Annotated in this window: 21 protein-coding genes; 12 read left to right on the top strand and 9 right to left on the bottom strand. The window is 35.2% G+C overall.

The annotated features are described in order from the left end of the window. Nucleotides 1-15: 15 nt before the first annotated feature. The 8 genes from rsmG to rpmH form a co-directional block, all read right to left on the bottom strand. The gene (gene rsmG, locus UFO1_RS22320; protein WP_038674333.1) at nucleotides 16-732 is read right to left on the bottom strand and encodes a 16S rRNA (guanine(527)-N(7))-methyltransferase RsmG; all 717 of its coding nucleotides are present in this window, start codon (nucleotides 730-732) and stop codon (nucleotides 16-18) included. Beyond that, nucleotides 729-2,609 carry a tRNA uridine-5-carboxymethylaminomethyl(34) synthesis enzyme MnmG gene (gene mnmG, locus UFO1_RS22315; protein ID WP_038674331.1) on the bottom strand — a complete coding sequence of 627 codons (1,881 nt, stop codon included), beginning with the start codon at nucleotides 2,607-2,609 and terminating at the stop codon, nucleotides 729-731. Before mnmG ends, rsmG begins: the two co-directional genes overlap by 4 nt. 14 nt (nucleotides 2,610-2,623) lie before the next feature. After that, nucleotides 2,624-4,009, bottom strand: a complete 1,386-nt coding sequence (mnmE, locus tag UFO1_RS22310; RefSeq protein WP_038674329.1) for a tRNA uridine-5-carboxymethylaminomethyl(34) synthesis GTPase MnmE — start codon at nucleotides 4,007-4,009, stop codon at nucleotides 2,624-2,626. 76 nt (nucleotides 4,010-4,085) lie between these two features. Continuing rightward, nucleotides 4,086-4,709, bottom strand: a complete 624-nt coding sequence (gene jag / locus UFO1_RS22305) for an RNA-binding cell elongation regulator Jag/EloR (RefSeq protein WP_038674328.1) — start codon at nucleotides 4,707-4,709, stop codon at nucleotides 4,086-4,088. Nucleotides 4,710-4,726: 17 nt separating this feature from the next. Further along, nucleotides 4,727-5,365 (bottom strand): YidC/Oxa1 family membrane protein insertase, encoded by a 639-nt coding sequence (locus UFO1_RS22300; RefSeq protein WP_038674327.1) that lies wholly within the window; start codon nucleotides 5,363-5,365, stop codon nucleotides 4,727-4,729. A 64-nt stretch (nucleotides 5,366-5,429) separates the two neighbouring features. Further along, nucleotides 5,430-5,636 (bottom strand): membrane protein insertion efficiency factor YidD, encoded by a 207-nt coding sequence (gene yidD / locus UFO1_RS22295; protein WP_038674326.1) that lies wholly within the window; start codon nucleotides 5,634-5,636, stop codon nucleotides 5,430-5,432. Nucleotides 5,637-5,645: 9 nt separating this feature from the next. Beyond that, nucleotides 5,646-5,996 carry a ribonuclease P protein component gene (rnpA, locus tag UFO1_RS22290; protein WP_038674324.1) on the bottom strand — a complete coding sequence of 117 codons (351 nt, stop codon included), beginning with the start codon at nucleotides 5,994-5,996 and terminating at the stop codon, nucleotides 5,646-5,648. Between the two features lie 49 nt (nucleotides 5,997-6,045). Beyond that, on the bottom strand, nucleotides 6,046-6,180 hold the full coding sequence (gene rpmH, locus UFO1_RS22285) for a 50S ribosomal protein L34 (protein WP_038674322.1): 135 nt from the start codon (nucleotides 6,178-6,180) through the stop codon (nucleotides 6,046-6,048). Nucleotides 6,181-6,788: 608 nt separating this feature from the next. Between rpmH and dnaA the strand changes: the two genes are divergently transcribed. The 11 genes from dnaA to UFO1_RS25015 all read left to right on the top strand — a co-directional run bounded on the left by dnaA (nucleotide 6,789) and on the right by UFO1_RS25015 (nucleotide 16,104). Further along, entirely contained in the window at nucleotides 6,789-8,285 is a 1,497-nt protein-coding gene (dnaA, locus tag UFO1_RS22280; protein WP_038674320.1) for a chromosomal replication initiator protein DnaA, read from the top strand. A 320-nt stretch (nucleotides 8,286-8,605) separates the two neighbouring features. Beyond that, nucleotides 8,606-9,715 carry a DNA polymerase III subunit beta gene (gene dnaN, locus UFO1_RS22275; protein ID WP_038674318.1) on the top strand — a complete coding sequence of 370 codons (1,110 nt, stop codon included), beginning with the start codon at nucleotides 8,606-8,608 and terminating at the stop codon, nucleotides 9,713-9,715. Further along, nucleotides 9,715-9,930, top strand: coding sequence for an RNA-binding S4 domain-containing protein (locus UFO1_RS22270; RefSeq protein ID WP_038674317.1), 216 nt, complete (start codon nucleotides 9,715-9,717; stop codon nucleotides 9,928-9,930). The genes dnaN and UFO1_RS22270 overlap by 1 nt, the downstream gene beginning before the upstream one ends. 11 nt (nucleotides 9,931-9,941) lie before the next feature. After that, complete coding sequence (recF, locus tag UFO1_RS22265) at nucleotides 9,942-11,039, top strand: DNA replication/repair protein RecF (protein WP_038674315.1); 1,098 nt, start codon at nucleotides 9,942-9,944, stop codon at nucleotides 11,037-11,039. A 5-nt stretch (nucleotides 11,040-11,044) separates the two neighbouring features. Beyond that, nucleotides 11,045-11,881, top strand: a complete 837-nt coding sequence (locus tag UFO1_RS22260; protein WP_038674313.1) for a DUF721 domain-containing protein — start codon at nucleotides 11,045-11,047, stop codon at nucleotides 11,879-11,881. Continuing rightward, nucleotides 11,881-12,135 carry an extracellular matrix regulator RemB gene (gene remB, locus UFO1_RS22255; RefSeq protein ID WP_038674311.1) on the top strand — a complete coding sequence of 85 codons (255 nt, stop codon included), beginning with the start codon at nucleotides 11,881-11,883 and terminating at the stop codon, nucleotides 12,133-12,135. Before UFO1_RS22260 ends, remB begins: the two co-directional genes overlap by 1 nt. A gap of 65 nt (nucleotides 12,136-12,200) precedes the next feature. Next, nucleotides 12,201-14,117 carry a DNA topoisomerase (ATP-hydrolyzing) subunit B gene (gene gyrB, locus UFO1_RS22250; RefSeq protein WP_038674310.1) on the top strand — a complete coding sequence of 639 codons (1,917 nt, stop codon included), beginning with the start codon at nucleotides 12,201-12,203 and terminating at the stop codon, nucleotides 14,115-14,117. A gap of 109 nt (nucleotides 14,118-14,226) precedes the next feature. Then, entirely contained in the window at nucleotides 14,227-14,652 is a 426-nt protein-coding gene (locus UFO1_RS22245; RefSeq protein ID WP_038674308.1) for a DUF3842 family protein, read from the top strand. Next, the gene (locus UFO1_RS22240) at nucleotides 14,645-14,836 is read left to right on the top strand and encodes a CooT family nickel-binding protein (protein WP_038674306.1); all 192 of its coding nucleotides are present in this window, start codon (nucleotides 14,645-14,647) and stop codon (nucleotides 14,834-14,836) included. The genes UFO1_RS22245 and UFO1_RS22240 overlap by 8 nt, the downstream gene beginning before the upstream one ends. Before the next feature lie 265 nt (nucleotides 14,837-15,101). Then, nucleotides 15,102-15,776 (top strand): cobalt transporter CbiM, encoded by a 675-nt coding sequence (gene cbiM, locus UFO1_RS22235; RefSeq protein WP_038674304.1) that lies wholly within the window; start codon nucleotides 15,102-15,104, stop codon nucleotides 15,774-15,776. Between the two features lie 10 nt (nucleotides 15,777-15,786). Further along, complete coding sequence (locus UFO1_RS25015) at nucleotides 15,787-16,104, top strand: PDGLE domain-containing protein (RefSeq protein ID WP_038674302.1); 318 nt, start codon at nucleotides 15,787-15,789, stop codon at nucleotides 16,102-16,104. 59 nt (nucleotides 16,105-16,163) lie between these two features. On the opposite strand, the gene UFO1_RS22225 is transcribed toward UFO1_RS25015, so the two are convergent. Beyond that, entirely contained in the window at nucleotides 16,164-16,613 is a 450-nt protein-coding gene (locus UFO1_RS22225; protein ID WP_038674301.1) for a QueT transporter family protein, read from the bottom strand. Between the two features lie 187 nt (nucleotides 16,614-16,800). On the opposite strand from UFO1_RS22225, the gene UFO1_RS22220 reads away from it, so the two are divergent. Beyond that, nucleotides 16,801-19,146 (top strand): DNA translocase FtsK, encoded by a 2,346-nt coding sequence (locus UFO1_RS22220; RefSeq protein WP_038674299.1) that lies wholly within the window; start codon nucleotides 16,801-16,803, stop codon nucleotides 19,144-19,146.

Genomic DNA, 19,146 nt, shown 5'->3' with positions numbered 1-19,146 from the left:
TTTACCATGAATGGTTTATAATGGATTTTTTTCAGCTACGCCTGGACGCCTTGGATAACTAGGTGAAGTCTTCCTTACTTTTTTAATATACACAACTGCTCGCACATCATCGATTCTTGGTAGCTTTATATTTTCTATTTTCAGGATTTCGCCGCCTAGCAGCCTCAGAGCCTCTGTAGACTCTTTTATTTCCTCATTGTACCTAGACCCTTTAAGGGCAATAAAAAAACCTCCTACGGCGACAAATGGAAGACACAATTCACAGAGAACATTCAATCTTGCAACTGCTCGAGAAACGGCAATATCATATTGTTCTCTATATAGTTTATTTTTTCCCCCATCCTCTGCGCGACTATGAATATACTCTATGTCAGATATACCCATTTTTTCAGCAGCCGCTTTTAAAAATAAAATTCTTTTGTTTAACGAATCAAATAATGTCAGTTTCAAATCAGGACGAAAAACTTTTAACGGCAATCCAGGGAAACCTGCTCCTGTTCCTACATCAATTATTTTTGCGCCTTTTTTAAAAATAGCTTCATCATAACATGACAAAGAATCAATCATATGCTTAACAGCTACTTCGGTAGGATCCGTAATCGCAGTTAAATTTATTTTTTCATTCCACTCAATTAATGTCTCGAAATATATGGAAAATTTTTCTAATTGTTCCTCTGTCAAGGTTAAAGAGTATTCTTCAGCAACTTGTGCTAATACATCATTAAATATCAATTTACTACTTCCCTCCTGCGACGTTGCTCTAAATAAATCATTAAAATAGAAATATCAGCAGGTGAAACTCCTGAAATACGTGCTGCTTGTCCAATGGATAAGGGGCGAATCTCATTTAGCTTTTCTCTAGCCTCCACAGCTAAACCGTGTAGTTCCATATAATTAACATCTTCTGGTAGCAATTTTTCTTCTAATTTGCTGGCCCGCTCTACCTGTTCAAGTTGTTTACTAATATATCCTTCATATTTGGCAGCAATCTCTACTTGCTGCTTAACCGAGAGCTCCAAAGCAGGCACATCAAAATGCTCACGAATCATATCATAACTAATCTCCGTTCTACGCAATAAATCATAAAGCATGATACCTGTTCTAAGTTCAGCAGTACCCATGGCTGACATTTTAAGCTGCACTTCCGGTATAGGAGTAATCATTGTACTACGCAATAACGCAAGAGTTTCCTCAATAGCATCTCTTTTACTAACAAATCTCGCATATCGTTCGTCACTGACTAAGCCAATTTTCCGCCCCTTTTCTGTTAAACGCAGATCAGCATTATCTTGGCGCAGAATCAGACGAAATTCAGCCCTAGAAGTCATAATACGATAAGGTTCACTTGTGCCCTTAGTTACTAAATCATCAATTAGTACACCAATATAGCCATCAGAGCGAGATAAAATAAGCGGTTCACGCCCCATCACTAATAAAGCTGCATTAATACCAGCAATTAGCCCTTGAGCAGCTGCTTCTTCGTAACCAGAAGTCCCATTAATCTGTCCTGCAGAAAATAAGCCATGAATATGTTTAAACTCCAAAGAGGGTTTTAGCTGGGTAGAATCAATACAATCATAATCAATTGCATAACCTGGACGCATAATCTTAACATTTTCCATACCTGCAATTGTTCTTAAAAATTCATATTGCACATCGATTGGTAAGCTGGTAGACATCCCTTGTACATACATTTCATTAGTCTGATATCCTTCCGGTTCAATAAACAACTGATGAGCATCTTTATCTGCAAATCGGACAATTTTCGATTCGATAGATGGACAATACCTAGGCCCCACCCCTTCAACGATACCAGTATACATCGGAGCTCTATGTAAATTATTACGAATAATCTCATGAGTTTTTTCATTTGTATACGTTAGCCAGCAAGGTAATTGCTCCCTAGTTGTGATATCACTTAAAAAGGAAAAGTTATGAACCTGTTCATCACCAGGCTGAATTATCATTTTAGAAAAATCTAAAGATCTTCGGTCCACTCTAGCAGGCGTACCTGTTTTAAAACGCATTAAACGAATATTCATTTCACGCAATGAATTCGTTAAATTTTCGGCAGCACGTTGTCCGTTAGGACCACCTTTGTAAGCCAACTCACCAATAATGATCTTTCCTCCGAGATATGTACCAGTGGCTAATACAATACACTTTGCATGATACACTTCACCAGTCTCGACTTCTATACCATACACCAGATTATCCTTAGATAAAATCTTCTCAACTAGTACTTGCTTTACATCCAAATTCTGTTGATTTTCAATAGTTTCCTTCATTGTAGTATGATATAGGCCTTTATCAGCTTGCGCCCTTAAAGCATGTACAGCTGGACCTTTACCAGTATTGAGCATCCGCATCTGCAAGCTGGTCTTATCAGTATTAATACCCATTTGCCCACCCAAAGCATCTAATTCTCTAACTAAATGTCCTTTTGCTGGTCCACCTACAGAAGGATTACATGGCATAAAGGCAATATTATCTAAATTGAGAGTTGTAAGCAAAGTTTTGCAGCCCATACGAGCGGCTGCTAACGCTGCTTCACAACCAGAATGACCGGAACCAATAATAATTACATCATAATCTTCAGCAATAAACAAAATATGTCACTCCTCTATTTACCAATACAAAACTGAGTGAAAATCTCATGAATAATATCCTCGCCCACTGTATCTCCTGTAATTTCACCTAACTTGTCCCATGCATCCCTTAAATCTACTACAATACAATCAGAAGGCATATCTTGGTCAATCGTTAATAAGCTTGCCTCCAAGTGTTCTTTAGCCTGTTCCAAAAGAGTCGACTGACGTAAATTCGTAACAAATGCTCCCTCTTTTTGCTCAACCTTTCCACTATACACTAAATCCACAATACTCTTTTCTAACTCTTCTAAACCAGTACCTTCTGTTACGGATACTTTTATTACCTTTTTATTAGAAACATAAGTATAAACTTCATCCATCTCGAGTTTTACTGGCAAGTCACTTTTATTCACAATCACAATTGCTTCTTTATTCGCCAGCATAGTAAGTACTTCTCTATCCTCTGTGGACAACTCCATCGAAGCATCTAACAGTAATAAAATCAGATCTGCTGTGGCAACAAACTCTCGTGCCTTTTCCACACCCAACCGCTCAACCAAATCTGCCGTTTCACGAATTCCTGCAGTATCCACAATCTTTAATGGTACACCACGAATATTAACAAATTCCTCAATACTATCTCTCGTTGTTCCAGGAATATCTGTAACAATTGCTCTTTTTTCTTTTAATAATGCATTTAGCAAACTCGATTTACCTACATTAGGTTTACCAATAATTACAGTTTCGAGTCCTTCCCTTAAGATTCGACCTGTTTCTTTCGTTGCTAACAATTCCTGCATTTCTTTTAATAAAGTTTCAACAGATACTTTTACTTCTTGGGCGGTCATTACTTCTATATCTTCTTCAGGAAAATCGATAGCCGCTTCTAAATGAGCAATCATAGTTAAAATGCCATGTCTCATTTCCCTGATCTTTTCCGACAAGTTTCCTTTCAAATGTCCAAGGGCCATACGTAGAGAAGCATCGGTTTTTGCTCTAATAATATCAATTACAGCTTCTGCTTGGGACAAGTCTAGTCTACCGTTAAGAAATGCTCTTTTGGTAAATTCACCAGGTTCAGCCATTCTAGCACCGTATTGTAGAGAAAGTTCTAGAATCTTCTTCATGGGGATCGGTCCTCCATGACAGTGAATTTCTACTACATCTTCACGAGTATATGACTTAGGTCCATGCATAATAATGAGTAATACTTCATCCACAATCTTCATCGTATCTGGTTCTATAATATTTCCATATGCTACTTGTCTAGATGCAACATCAACTGCTTTTTTTCCTTTTACACCAGAAAAAATTTGATTGGCTATCTGAATCGCTAATGATCCACTCATGCGGATAATGCCAATCCCTCCTTCCCCTGGAGCTGTAGCAATTCCGCTAATCGTTTCCTCTATGAACACCAAACTCCCTCCTTACTAATTAGTAGCAAAACCCAGTAATAAAATAATTATTACTGGGTTTTAATATGTATAATATCTATCTTTTTAATGCAATAACAATTTTGCGATAAGGTTCTTCCCCTTCGCTATAGGTGATAATTCGATGATCATTTTGTAAGGCCATATGAATAATTTTGCGTTCATTCGGACTCATCGGTTCTAGCACTACTTTTTCCCCTCGTCGTTTTACCGTATCTGCTAAGCGAGCAGCCAAACGATTTAAGGTATCCGTACGCCGCTGACGATAATCTTCGACATCAAGAACAATCCGCACCTTGCTATCTGCATCCCGATTAGCCGCTAAATTCGTCAAATATTGCAGTGCATCCAAAGTTTGACCATGTTTCCCTATTAATATCCCTAAATTATTACCACGAATATTAAAACTAATAAAATCCCCTTGCTCTACTCTTTCAATTTGTACTTCTAGTTTCATTAATACAAAAACATTCTCCAAGAAATCATATGCAACTTTTGCAGGATCAATTGGCTTAACTGACGCTCGGATTTTCGCAGGTTTGCAGCCAATAATACCTAAAAAGCCTTTACTTGGTGCTTCTAACACTTCATACTCAATGCGGTCTTCTCCCACTCCAAGCTCACTTAAAGCTAGACGTACCGCCTCTTCGATGGTTTTACCAGTAGTTTCCACAGAAGTCATCGTGTTAATTAGCCTCCTTATTTTTGAGCCTCGCCACGGTACATCCACCACTGTTGAATAATTTGGAAAAGATTACTCATTACCCAATATAATACTAGCCCACCAGGAAAAGTAATACTAATATAGCCGATAAATAATGGCATAAAATTCATCATCATTTTCGCTTGCTGATTTGCATCAGAACTTGTTTGTTTTTGTTGAATATACGTAGTGGCTGCTGATAAAACCGGTAAAATATATAACGGATCAGGTAGGGACAAATCAGCTATCCAAAAGAAACTAGGCAATTGTGCATAATGATAATCACGAATCGCATAAAAAATTCCCATGAGAATTGGCATTTGAACGAGAAGAGGTAAACATCCTGATAAGGGATTAACTCCTGATTCTTTATATAAAAGTGCCATTTCTTTATTTAACTTTTCGGGATTACCTTTATATTTTTCTTGCATTTCTTTCATTTTAGGCTGTAAATCTTGCATAGCTTTCATACCCTTAACTTGTTTTACTGTTAAAGGATATAATATTAATTTTATTGCCAATGTTAATAAAATTATCGCTACACCATAGTTTGGTATACCCAAGCTTGCCGTCATATTGTAAAAAAAGGTTAATATATCTTGTAACAGTCCGATTGCTGAATCGAATAAAGCCAATATCTCACGTCCTCAATACTAATTTGGCATAAGCCAATTATAATCTTACCCTATATTATATATATTAAACAGGATCGTAACCACCAGGATGGAATGGATGACAACGCAAAATTCGGCGAACTGCCATCAATCCTCCACGAACAATCCCATGTTTCTCAATTGCCTGTAATGCATATTCTGAACAAGTCGGCACAAATCGGCAAGTAGGTGGTTTTAACGGTGAAATAAATAAACGATAACCTTTAATAAACAGTATAGCCATTTTTTTCATCCTAACTACCTACTTAGCCAATATTTTTGCCTTCTCACACAAATGAATAAAAGCTTTAGCCACGGCCATCCGGTCAGATTTTACTGCAGCTTGTCTGCCAACTAATAGTAAGTCAATGCCATTAATTAAGCGAAATTGGTTTAAACGATAGGAGTCCCGCAAAAGGCGTTTTACGCGATTGCGCACTACCGCTCCCCCCAATCTTTTACCTGCAGCAAATCCGACGTGGCGCACATCGCTGCGATTAGGTAGAACATAAAGAACCACCATTTTATTCGCATATGATTTGCCAGCTTTATATACAGCCTGGAAGTTTTTATTTTTGTGTAACATACCTTGTTTCGATAACTTATATATCACAGTTTATCATCCCGCCATATGGAAAATCGGCTTTCTACTCAGCGACCTACTATGCAGAGATTATCTTTCTGCCTCTAGCACGTCTTCTCTTTAGAACTAGCTGACCACCTCTGGTTTTCATACGCTCACGAAAGCCATGTGTTCTTTTTCTCCATAAATTGTTTGGTTGATAAGTACGTTTCATCTATTTACACCTCCTTACAAAAAGCCCAAGCTATCATGTTAAAATGCCTATATTTTAACACTAAAGATTATAGACTAGGCAATGCCTCAGTGTCAAGAAATATACGCATTTATAGTTTAGGACTATTGTGGATAAATTTGTAGATAGAATGTCCTATTTCGTAAAAACCTGTTGATAACTTATATACTTTTTGATAATATAAAGCTTAACAAGATATCCACATATACTTTTAAATTGATTATTTATCTACATAAAGTTAAAGTTATTCACAAAAACATGGCTTTATGCACACTTTTATCCACACCACTTAATAACTCTATTATACTTGATAAATACAAGACTGCGAAATACTTTTTATTTTGCTGTTGTATTTTTTTTTCGTCTAAACCATTCTTTTTTAAAATAAGTTATACACATGTGTTGATAAGTGTGTGGATAACTTATCCTCGTGTTAGTAAAATTTGTTGATATATCCTTAATTAAGGATACAAACCCTCATTACATCCTTATTAGTGCAGGAATGCTTTTGCTATATTACATGTCTACTTCTAAATAGGATACATTTTGTTTTATTTATATTATTTGTATAAACAGAAAGGATTGAATGTATGGACGACACCCTACAAGCCACAATCGTATGGGAGCAGGTATTAAAAAAATTAGAGCAAGAATTATCAAATCTAATGATTGATACTTGGTTAAAACCAACGATCCCCTTAAAACTTACGGATACTACTTTAGAAATTGGAACGCCTAAACAAATTATTAAAGAGTGGCTCGAATCTAGGTATCTTCCAATTATTTCATCAACGGTCCAATACATTACGAATAAACCTTTAACTGTTATTTTTGTTAATTTGGATATCGATGATGAAGTAACTGTGAATCCTACCGCTAAAGAAACCGTCCCACCAGTACAACCAATCGTCTCTCCCTCAGAAGTTGTAGAGTTAGGCCTTGAGAATAAAGCTGACCAGCTACAAACCACCCTATCTACCTCTAAACAGCCTCATATCTACAAACCCTCCTCAGAATCAGATCAAAATTTTTCTTTAACCTTGAATCCTGCAGAAGAATCTATGGCCGTTTTAAATCCTAAATACATTTTTGAAACCTTTGTTATCGGCAATTCAAATCGTTTAGCTCATGCAGCATCATTAGCTGTTGCCGAAGCGCCAGCTAATGCTTATAACCCTTTTTTCGTTTATGGTGGTGTTGGTCTTGGTAAAACACATCTTATGCACGCGATTGGCCACCGTATTCTGAAAAATCATCCTCATCTTAAATTACTATATATTTCTAGTGAAAAATTCACAAATGAACTAATTAATTCAATTCGAGATGGGAACCCAGAAAGTTTTCGTCAAAAATATCGTAATATTGATGTGCTCTTAGTTGACGATATTCAATTCTTAGCAAAAAAAGAACATACGCAAGAAGAATTTTTCCATACATTTAACACACTTCATGAGGCTAATAAACAAATTATCATGTCTAGTGATAGGCCCCCTCGTGAAATTCAAACATTAGAAGACAGATTACGTTCTCGCTTTGAAATGGGCCTGATTACAGATATTCAGCCTCCTGACTTGGAAACACGGATTGCTATTTTACGTAAAAAAGCGCTTATGGAACATTTAAATGTATCCAATGATGTCATGGTATATATCGCTAGCCGTATTGATAATAATATACGGGAGCTAGAAGGCGCTCTTATCAGAGTAATGGCTTATGCTTCTTTAACTAACCAAAACATTGATATTGATTTAGCAACAGAAGCATTAAAAGATATCTTCCCTCATGGTAAACCAAAACAAATTACGGTTGAACTGATACAAGAGACAATTGCTTCTTACTTCAAGCTTAAAATTGATGAGTTATTAGCTAAAAAGCGTACTCGTAATGTAGCCTATCCAAGGCAAATTGCTATGTATTTGTCGAGAGAATTAACCGAAACCTCCCTCCCTCGTTTAGGAGAAATGTTTGGTGGTCGTGATCATACAACAGTCATTCATGCCTATGACAAAATTAGCCGTGAACGAAATGCGGATATTAAATTAAGTAATACCATCAAAGAATTAATTAAACGCATTGAAAACACTTGATAAGTATAACCTCTTTTGTATTGCAAAATCCGCTATTTTACTAACACGATGCACTGTCCTTTGACAAATAAGTGTATAACTCTGTTAGTAACCTTAGGACGAGCCTGTAGATTAATTGTTGATAAAATACTAACAGTAAAAACCTGTGGATTTGTGGATAACCCCTATAGTACTTACTGACACCTTATTAACATCCATTTGAGTACTGTTAATAAGGCAATTTTAGAGTTACTAACATATCTACAGCCCCTACTACTATTACGACTATTTTATTAATATATATATTATTTAGTATTAATATACCGAACGGAGGCCAAATAATGAAAATATCCTGCACAAAAGATCAGCTTAATCACGCTGTTCAAACGGTACAAAAAGCAATTGCCACAAAAACGCCTATGCCAATACTAACAGGAATCTATTTAACAGCTTTTGACAATAAAATCGAATTACAAGCAACCAATTACGAAATTGGCATAAGTTGTACAATTGATGCGATTGTTGAAGAACCAGGAAACATTGTTATTTCAGGACGTTATTTTCAAGAGTTAGTTAGAAAACTACCTGGTGATACAATTGAAATTGCTTCTAATCTTGAAGATAGAACAATACAAATTACTTCCAATCAAGCACAATTTAATTTATTAAGCTTACCAGCAGAAGAATTTCCTGTATTAAAAAAACCAACAAGTGACACGATTATAACTGTCAAAGATAATATTTTAAGAGAACTTATCAAAAAAACAGTGTTTGCCTGTGCAAATGACGAGTCTCGTCCTATCTTTACAGGTGCCTTATTAGAAATAAATCAACATGAAATTAATATGGTTGCGACAAATACTCATCGATTGGCAATAAAAAAAGACCATATTGGTCATAATACAGATAATGTTAAAATGATTATTCCTGCTAAAATTTTAAATGAATTAGCACGTATTATGATTTCAGATATTCCTATGGATGTAACTATTTATTATCAGAAAAACCAAGTTTCTTTTGGCTTTGATAATGTATATATTATTTCTCGGTTAATTGAGGGACAATTTCCCGATTATAATAAGGTCATTCCTGCTAATTTTGCTACAAGCATCACCATTGACACTCATTCCTTTATGGATGCAGTAGAACGTGTCTCCTTATTAGCTAGAGATGGAGATTATAATATTATTAAATTGGCTTTTAAAAATGATTGTGTTATTATTACATCTAATAATCCCGATATTGGTAAGGCATGTGAGACAGTTTCAACAATTATGCAAGGTAATGAAGTAGAAATTGCATTTAATGCCAAATATGTTACCGATATTTTGAAAAATATTAATAGTGAAAAACTAATTTTTTCACTAAATACGCCTCTTAGCCCGGCTAGTGTTAAGCCGATTGATGATGAAACCTATAATTATATTATTACACCTGTGAGGACGAATTAATGGATGAAATAGGGATAACAACAACTACGATTCAATTAGATCAATTTCTAAAATGGGCTGGTATTGTTGAAAGTGGTGGACAAGTTAAATTATTTATTGAAGATGGATTAGTTTTTGTTAATGACGTACAAATTAGCGAACGTCGTAAGAAATTGCAGCCTGGTGATATTGTAGAAATCAAAGAAATCGGAATATGGAAAGTAACGGCTGAATAAAAGGTGTTACCATGAAAGTAAATAAAATAGTATTACGAAATTATCGAAATTATGTTGATCTTTCGTTAGATTTTACCCAAGGAATTAATATCTTTATTGGTCAAAATGCTCAGGGTAAAACCAATATTCTAGAATCAATTTATTATGGAGCTATGGGACGTTCTCATCGCACAAATGTAGATGCAGAACTAATTCGCTGGCAGCAAGAAAATGGAAGTATCACTATTTTATTTTCCCGGATGAATATTGAAAATAGCTTGGTTATTAAATTAAGTAATCATCAAAAAAAAGAAATAATCTCAAATCATTATGGAATTAAACCACGGGAATTGATTGGCTTACTAAATGTAGTATTATTTTCACCCGAAGATTTAATGCTTATAAAAGGTATGCCTGCTATGCGCAGGCGCTTTTTAGATATAGAAATATCACAAGCAAACCCTACTTATTATCAGCAATTATTAAAGTACAATCGTATTGTTACTCAAAGGAATAATTTGCTGAAAAAGATTAGAGAAAACAAAGAAAAACCAGATATGCTAGATGCATGGGATGATCAATTGGCAGTAACGGCAAGTAAAATTGTAACTAAAAGGCAAGACGCTGTGAAAAAATTAGCAATGTTAGCTAATTTAATGCATCGTAAAATAACGGCAAGTAAAGAGAATTTAACGCTTGTTTACCAAAAACATGAGATACAAGAAACCGAAATGGAAAAGCTTAAAATTGAATATAAAAACAAACTATTACAATTTAGGCAAAATGATATTTGGCGTGGTAGTACGAGTATAGGCCCCCATAAAGACGATTTAATTCTTACAGTAAATGGTATTAATTTAAGAACTTTTGGATCACAAGGTCAGCAGCGTACAGGGGTACTTTCATTAAAACTGGCAGAATTAGAATTTATTAAGTCTGAAACAGGGGAATATCCTATTTTGTTATTAGACGATGTTATGAGTGAGTTAGATGCCTCTCGTCGTGAGCATTTATTAGCTTTTATTAAAGATCGTGTACAAACAATCATTACCGCTACAGAAGAAAAGTATTTTCCTAATTGGGAATTTGGTAAATACTACCATGTTGCAAATGGCACAATAGTGGAGTGAATACTATGCAAAAAGTGGATGATATCCTTTCTCATACGATAAAAAATATGGGACTTCAACGGAAATACAATGCCCAGTCCATTATTTATCACTGGAAAGAAATAGTTGGTGATGATATTGCCGCAAATACTTATCCACGTGTAGTACAGCAAGGAACGTTAATGGTAGGAGTTAATAGTTCTGTTTGGTCTCATCATTTATCGATGATGAAAGAAAGCATTATCGATAAAATTAATAGCTACGTTGGTGAGAAACTTATTTTTGATATTCGTTTTCAAGCAGGATATTTTAGTAATTTACAGAATGAAGGAAATACGGATGAAAATGTCGTAACACCTACAAAATATAAATTAAGTAAAATTAAATTAGATGAATCTGATATACAAATTATGCAAGATACTGCTGCTTATATTAGTGATAAATATTTAAAGCAAAAAATATTGCGGATGATGCGCAAAAATTTTGCCTTAAATAAAATAAAAAAACAGCATAACTGGCACCAGTGTGCCAGTTGTACTGTTTTATGTCCTCCAGGTGAAATGCAGTGTACTGCTTGCACACTGGCTAAAAAACACACATTACTCTATACTATTATTAATACATTAAAAGAAATTCCTTGGATACGTTATGCTGAATTAAATAATCATATTACCTGTACAGAAGACGAATTTCGACAAGCTAAATATACGCTAACAGCTTCCATCAGTAGGGATCTGCAAGAAGGCGATAACGATAAATTTAAAATTATGAGTTTTATTATGCTAACTACAGGAGCAAAAATTGAGGCGGTTAATGATGCAATTATTAATAAAACTTTGGAAAAATTCAGGAGGAATAAGTAATGTTTTTACATCTAGGAGCTGATATGGTTGTTCCTTTGCGTGATGTTATTTCCATTACTGATTTAAAGTCAGCACAATCAGGCATTAATAGTGAGTTTCTCAAGAAGATGCGGGATGAAAAAAGAATTTTTGATATTTCAGAAAATGATCCAAAGAGTTTTATTATTACCACCAATAAGGTGTATTTATCAGCTATTTCATCATTAACATTAAAAAAGAGAGCTGGTCATTTTCAAATATATGAAAATATTTAAAGATATATACGCTGAGATTGTAAAATTGCAATCTCTTATCGTTGATTTTAAGTTGGAGGTTAACAATGAGCATTGAGGATGAAGTTATAGGTAATGGTAATTATGGGGCGGAGCAAATACAAGTATTAGAAGGGTTAGAGGCTGTTCGTAAACGTCCAGGAATGTATATAGGTAGTACATCAGCTAGAGGTTTACATCATTTAGTATATGAGGTTGTTGATAATAGTATTGATGAAGCTTTAGCTGGGTATTGTGATAAAGTAGATGTTACTATTTGCCATGATAATAGTATTATTGTAGCGGATAATGGCCGTGGTATTCCAGTTGGTATGCATGAAACAGGAAAACCTGCTGTAGAAGTAGTTTTAACTGTATTACATGCCGGTGGTAAATTTGGCGGCGGCGGTTATAAAGTTTCTGGCGGTCTTCATGGTGTAGGTATATCTGTAGTAAATGCTCTTAGTACTTATTTAGAAGTAGAAGTAAAAGTAGATGGAAAAATACATCAGATTCGCTTTGAACGCGGTTATACAGCAAGGCCTTTATCTATAGTCGGCGAAACAGAAGAGACAGGCACTAAAGTAACTTTTAAACCTGACGGTGAAATATTTGAAGAACTAGTATATAGTTATGATACTTTAAAACAACGCTTAAGAGAACTTGCCTTTCTAAATAAAGGGATTACTATAAATTTGACAGATGAACGTACTGAAACTCATGAAACATTTTTCTATGAAGGAGGTATTTCTTCATTTGTTGAACATTTAAACAAAAATAAGACGGTATTGCATCCAATTCCTATTTTTGTAACTGGAATTAGAGAAACTAGTATTGTGGAAATTGCTCTGCAATATAACGAAAGTTATGTAGAGAATATTTTCAGTTTTGTTAATAATATTAATACCCAAGAAGGGGGAACTCATCTTAGTGGTTTTAAAATAGCGTTAACAAGAACTGTTAATGATTACGCTCGTAAACTGAATATTTTAAAAGAAAATGACGAAAATTTAAGTGGTGAAGATGTACGAGAAGGTTTAACTGCGGTTATTAGCTTAAAAATTGAAGAGCCACAATTTGAAGGTCAGACAAAAACTAAGTTGGGTAATAGTGAAGTACGAGGTGTTGTTGATAGTATTGTTTCTGATCGATTAAGTGAATTTTTTGAAGAAAATCCAGCGATTACGAAAAAGATAATTGAAAAATCCGTAATGTCTGCAAGAGCTAGAGACGCGGCTCGCAAGGCTAGAGAACTTACAAGAAGAAAAAATGCTTTAGAAATCAGTTCTTTACCTGGTAAATTGGCAGATTGCTCATTAAAAGATCCAATGCAGACTGAAATTTATCTAGTAGAAGGTGATTCAGCAGGCGGCTCGGCCAAACAAGGACGGGATCGTCGCTTTCAAGCTATATTGCCACTACGGGGTAAAATATTGAATGTAGAGAAAGCCCGTTTAGATAAAATTCTAAATAGCGAAGAAATTCGTATTATGATTACTGCTTTTGGTAACGGTATTGCAGAAGATTTTGATTTAGAAAAAAGTCGTTATGGTAAAATTATTATCATGACAGATGCGGACGTAGATGGTGCTCATATTCGTACGTTATTGTTAACCTTCTTCTATCGTTACATGAAGCCTTTAATTGAAGCAGGTCGTATTTACATAGCGCAACCGCCTTTGTACTTAATTAAAAAAGGTAGGGAAAGCTGGTATTTATACAGTGATGATGAAATGGACAAATTATTAACTCGTATTGGACGAGATAATATTAATGTCCAGCGATATAAAGGTCTTGGTGAAATGAACCCAGAGCAATTATGGGAAACTACAATGAATCCAGAAGGTAGAACCCTTTTACAAGTAGAACTTGGTGATGCCATGGCCGCAGATGAAATGTTTTGTGTCCTGATGGGGGATAAAGTAGAGCCTAGGCGTAAATTTATCGAAGATCATGCTCATGATGTAAGGAATTTAGATACTTGATAATTGTCTCCCAGCTTTAAGCTGGGAGATTTTTTTCTAGTGATAAAAGTGAAGGAATATAATAGTAAGTATGGAAGTAATATAAATGTTTCTATTACAGGAGGAATCTATGCGTATTGCAGTGGTTGACGGACAGGGTGGAGGTATGGGAAAGTTTGTTATAGAAAAAATAAGAAAAGAGTTTAAAGAACAAATAGAAATCCTTGCTTTAGGGACAAATGCTTTAGCGACTTCGTCTATGTTAAAGGCAGGAGCAAATGAAGGAGCTACGGGCGAGAATGCAATTGTCTATAACAGTCAGGAAGTTGATTTAATTATAGGTTCATTAAATATTATTATGGCGAATTCCATGTTAGGTGAACTTACACCCAAGATGGCTGAAGTAATAACGAATAGCAAGGCACGTAAATTATTAATACCTATTTATCGAGGGAATGTTGATATTATAGGAATGTCAGCAGATCCACTTCCTCACTTAGTGGATAGCTTAATAATACAAATAAGACAATACGTAAGGGGGCTAGAACATGTGTGAAGCTAACGTGTATTTACTTAATAATGAAGTAGAAGAATTATTGCTTGAAAGAGTAGATAAAATAATACCTAAAGACGGAGAAATTTACCTTGAAAATATTTTTGGACAACGTAAAACAATAGCTGCTCGGATAAAAGAGCTCCATTTAGTTGATCATAGAATTCTGTTAGAGAGAATAGTATAAAAATATTATAAAATGTATTTAGAAAAGATAGAGTATATGGTATTATATGTATATGAAAAATCGGTTGTAGTTTAATAATGCTAAGTAGAAGCTTAGTTCACCGATGGTGCTTTATAAATTAATATGTGAACAACAAACCATGAAGGGAATGGCGATAAGAACTATCGCTAACTTCATGGTTTACTTTTTTAGTAGGAGGTGTTATATAATTAAGTTGGTATAGATAGTAAAATAGAAAAGTAAGATATGAAAATGGAGGTTCTCTATGCATATACCTGATGGTTATTTAAGTCCTTCTACCTGTTTGTCGATTAGTATTGTTATGTTGCCTGTTTGGTACAAAGCATCTTCTGTAATTAAAAAGAATTTAGATATATCCCAAGTTCCTTATATGGCGATGGGGGCGGTTTTTTCATTTTTAATTATGATGTTTAATATTCCTATTCCTAATGGAACGACAGCCCATGCAATTGGTGGTGTAATGATTGCAATTGCCTTAGGGCCTTGGGTCGCTGTAATTGGGGTCAGTGTGGCACTATTTATTCAAGCTATTGTTTTTGGCGATGGAGGTATATTGGCATTTGGTGTGAATGCATTTAATATGGCTTTTGTCATGCCTTTTGTAGGATATTATATATTTAACGTACTTGCCAAGGGCGCTGAGGTTGGTTCTAAAAGATACATAATAGCTGCTGGTATTGCTGGTTACATTGGGCTTAATATGGCAGCACTTCTGGCAGCAATTGAATTTGGGATTCAACCTTTATTATTTACGGCTGCTGATGGAACGCCCCTTTATTGTCCTTATGATTTAAATGTTACGGTTCCAGCAATGATGATGGTGCATCTTACTGTTGCAGGCGTAGTGGAAGGTATTTTTACTGCTATAGGAATACGATATATAACAAAAAATTCACCTGAATTAGTTCTAAAGGGGTAGGGATGATAAGATGAAACAAAAATATGGAATTATATTACTTATTATGGCATTGCTATCACCCTTGGGTTTAATCGCTGAAGGAACGGCTTGGGGTGAATGGGGTTTAGAAGATCTTACTGAATTAGTAGGGTATGTACCTCAAGGATTTGAACAGGCGCAGGAGTGGTGGGCTGCTATTTTTCCTGATTATACAATTCCTATTTTAGGAGAAGGAAAAGTAGTTGAGAGTATTAGCTATGTATGTTCTGCACTGATTGGCTCTGGATTAATTTATGGATTAGTAGCTCTCTATGGAAAAATGATAATTAAGAAAGCTTCTACGATGTAATAAAAATGAGACTCTATAGAGTAAAAACTCTATAGAGTCATTTTTAAAAAAAGGAACTATTAAATCCTATATTTTTTTAGTATTATGATAAGCGGATAACCAATAGCAAAGACAATAATTGCTTCACTTACACAAATGGATAATATTGTAAACCAATAAGGCATGGCATATAATATAGAAAGATAGCTGCCTACAATAAGAGCATTAATAATGATGGGAGACAGGTAGGCAAAAAAATTCATTCTAAATCGATAAGTGCACCAAGCTGCCAGCAGCGTAGCAAGGCTGCCGCCTACAATGTCCCACAGACCTAATCCGCCGGATATATTAGCGGCTAATGTACCGATAAATAATCCATAGATAGCCTCGGGGAAGAGAATAGGGAGCAAGGTAAGGGCTTCGCTTAGGCGAAATTGTAAGGGACCATAGGAGATAGGTGCTAGAGCATAAGTTAGGCTTGTATATAAAACGGCAATCATTGCAGCACGAAGGAGATAGCGAGTATCCATAATTACCTCCAAGTAATATTAATTGTACTTATATTATAGCGAGTTAAAATTTACTAGGAAAGTTTTTTCAAAAGAGATATAGTATTAATAATAAAAAACAAACATACGTTCCTAAAATATTTGTAGAGTACCTCTAAGAGATGGTATAATACGGATTAGAATAATAGAAAGAATTAGGTGGTACATATTGTCTAATAAAAGCAGTAAAAATCGACAATCAGAACATAGATGCAATATAAATCCAAGGCTTCGCTCTGAAGTAGTGGGTATATTTCTTCTGTCAGCAGGTATTATTTCGATTATTAGTATATTGGATTTTAATACGGGTTCTATTGGATTGTATATATCTAAATTTCTGAAGTATACTTTTGGTGTAGGGGCTTTTGTAATTCCTTTGCTTATGATGATTATTGGTGGCTTCTATATAAAAACAGATCATGGAATTATATATAGTGTTCGCTTTTGGGGATTATCTTTATTGTATATTTCCTTATTGGGCTTAGCACATCATTTTTTAATCAGTGAAAATAAAGAAATACTTCCAGAAAGTTTAGTCAGTGGCGGTGGTGTTGTTGGTGGTATGTTACTATTTATCTTACGTAAATTTTTTGGTTTTTATGGATCCTTTGTCTTATTAATATCATCTAGTTTATGTGGTATCTTAATTGCAACAACTTGGTCATTATATCAGACTTTTGTTTCTGCAAAAGAAAAAACGCAGCAAGGATTATCTACTGCCATTGAACAAATTGAGAAGGTCGGTAAATTTTATAATCAAGAAAAGGATCGAAAGTTCGCTAAAATAAATAATAAACAAGAAAGCCCGCAAGAGACAGTAGTACTAGAACAAGCGGCAAGTTTAGCTGAAAAACCATTATTAGATCGTTTATTAGAGCAAGCAGCTTTACAAGAACAAGAAGAATCTCGTTCTAAAGCACGGACGGAAGAGCCTATTCATCAAGTACAAGAAAGTAATATAGAAATAAAAGCAAAACAGGTTGCTAAAGGAAAAATTGAAAATGATCATTCGGTATTAGAGCCTGAAACTAAGCCTTTTGCGGGTTATATATTGCCACCACTATCTCTACTACAAAAATCAACGAATCAAACAGATAGTAAAAGAGCAAAAGAAGTAGCCAATAATGCTAAAATTTTGGAAAATACCTTGGAAAGTTTTAATGTTAAAGCCAAAATGATTCATATTAGCCAAGGACCTACTGTCACTCGTTATGAATTAGAACCTGCCCCAGGGGTCAAGGTTAGTAAGATTGTTAATTTAGCAGATGATATAGCCTTAAGCTTAGCTGCTTCAGGAGTGCGTATCGAAGCGCCGATACCTGGCAAGGCAGCAATTGGTATTGAGGTTCCTAATAAGGTTTTAGCAAGTGTCCCACTAAGAGACGTATTAGAAACAGATGAATTTTTAAAGTCCAAATCAAAGCTAATCGTTGCTTTAGGTAAAGATATTGCAGGGCAAACCATAACGGCAGATTTAGGTAAAATGCCTCATTTATTAGTTGCTGGTTCTACTGGTTCTGGTAAAAGTGTATGTATTAATACATTATTAACGAGTATTTTATTTAAAGCTACTCCTGAGGAAGTACGGCTAATATTGGTGGATCCTAAAGTAGTTGAGCTAACCAGTTATAATGGTTTGCCTCATTTACTAACACCTGTAGTGACGGATGCTCAAAAAGCTGCTGCTGCTTTACGATGGGCTGTACAAGAAATGGAACGTCGCTATGAAATGTTTGCCGCTGCTGGAGTTCGGGATATTGGTCGCTATAATGAGTTAATTGATACTTTTCCTATTGGAGAAGGCTCAAGTGGTGAAAAGATTCCCTATATATTGATTATTATTGATGAGTTAGCTGACTTAATGATGGTTTCACCAGTGGACGTAGAAGATGCCATTATTCGGTTAGCACAAAAAGCTCGTGCGGCTGGTATTCATATGGTACTGGCTACACAAAGACCTTCTGTAGATGTTATCACTGGCTTAATTAAGGCTAATGTTCCTTCAAGAATAGCCTTTGCAGTATCATCTCAAATTGACTCTCGTACCATTCTTGATATGGCAGGGGCAGAAAAATTATTAGGTAAAGGGGACATGTTGTTTTATCCGATAGGTATGTCCAAACCTCTCAGGGTGCAAGGAGCCTTTATTGCTGATAGTGAGGTAGAGCAGCTTACTGAGTATATAAAAAAACAAATAGAGCCTCCAGAATATATGGAGGGAATTACGGCTTGTGAAGGTACTACTAAAGGGGAAAGCAGCCCAAGTATTTTTGAAGATGAATTATTTGAGGAAGCAGTACGTATTATCATGGAGTTAAACCAAGCATCCGCATCGATGCTGCAAAGAAAGTTTCGGATTGGCTATACTCGCGCTTCCCGATTAATTGATACCATGGAAGAAATGAAGATTATTGGTCCTAATATGGGCAGCAAACCTCGAGATATTATAATGACCTATGATCAGGTATGTGAGCGGTATTTTTCGAAAGAAGATAAACCTGCTGAAGAGGTGTGA

Source organism: Pelosinus sp. UFO1, from assembly GCF_000725345.1.
In the GTDB taxonomy this organism is placed as follows: Bacteria; Bacillota; Negativicutes; order DSM-13327; family DSM-13327; genus Pelosinus.
Note: the sequence above shows the minus strand (reverse complement) of the source record. Positions and strands in the feature narration are given on the sequence as shown.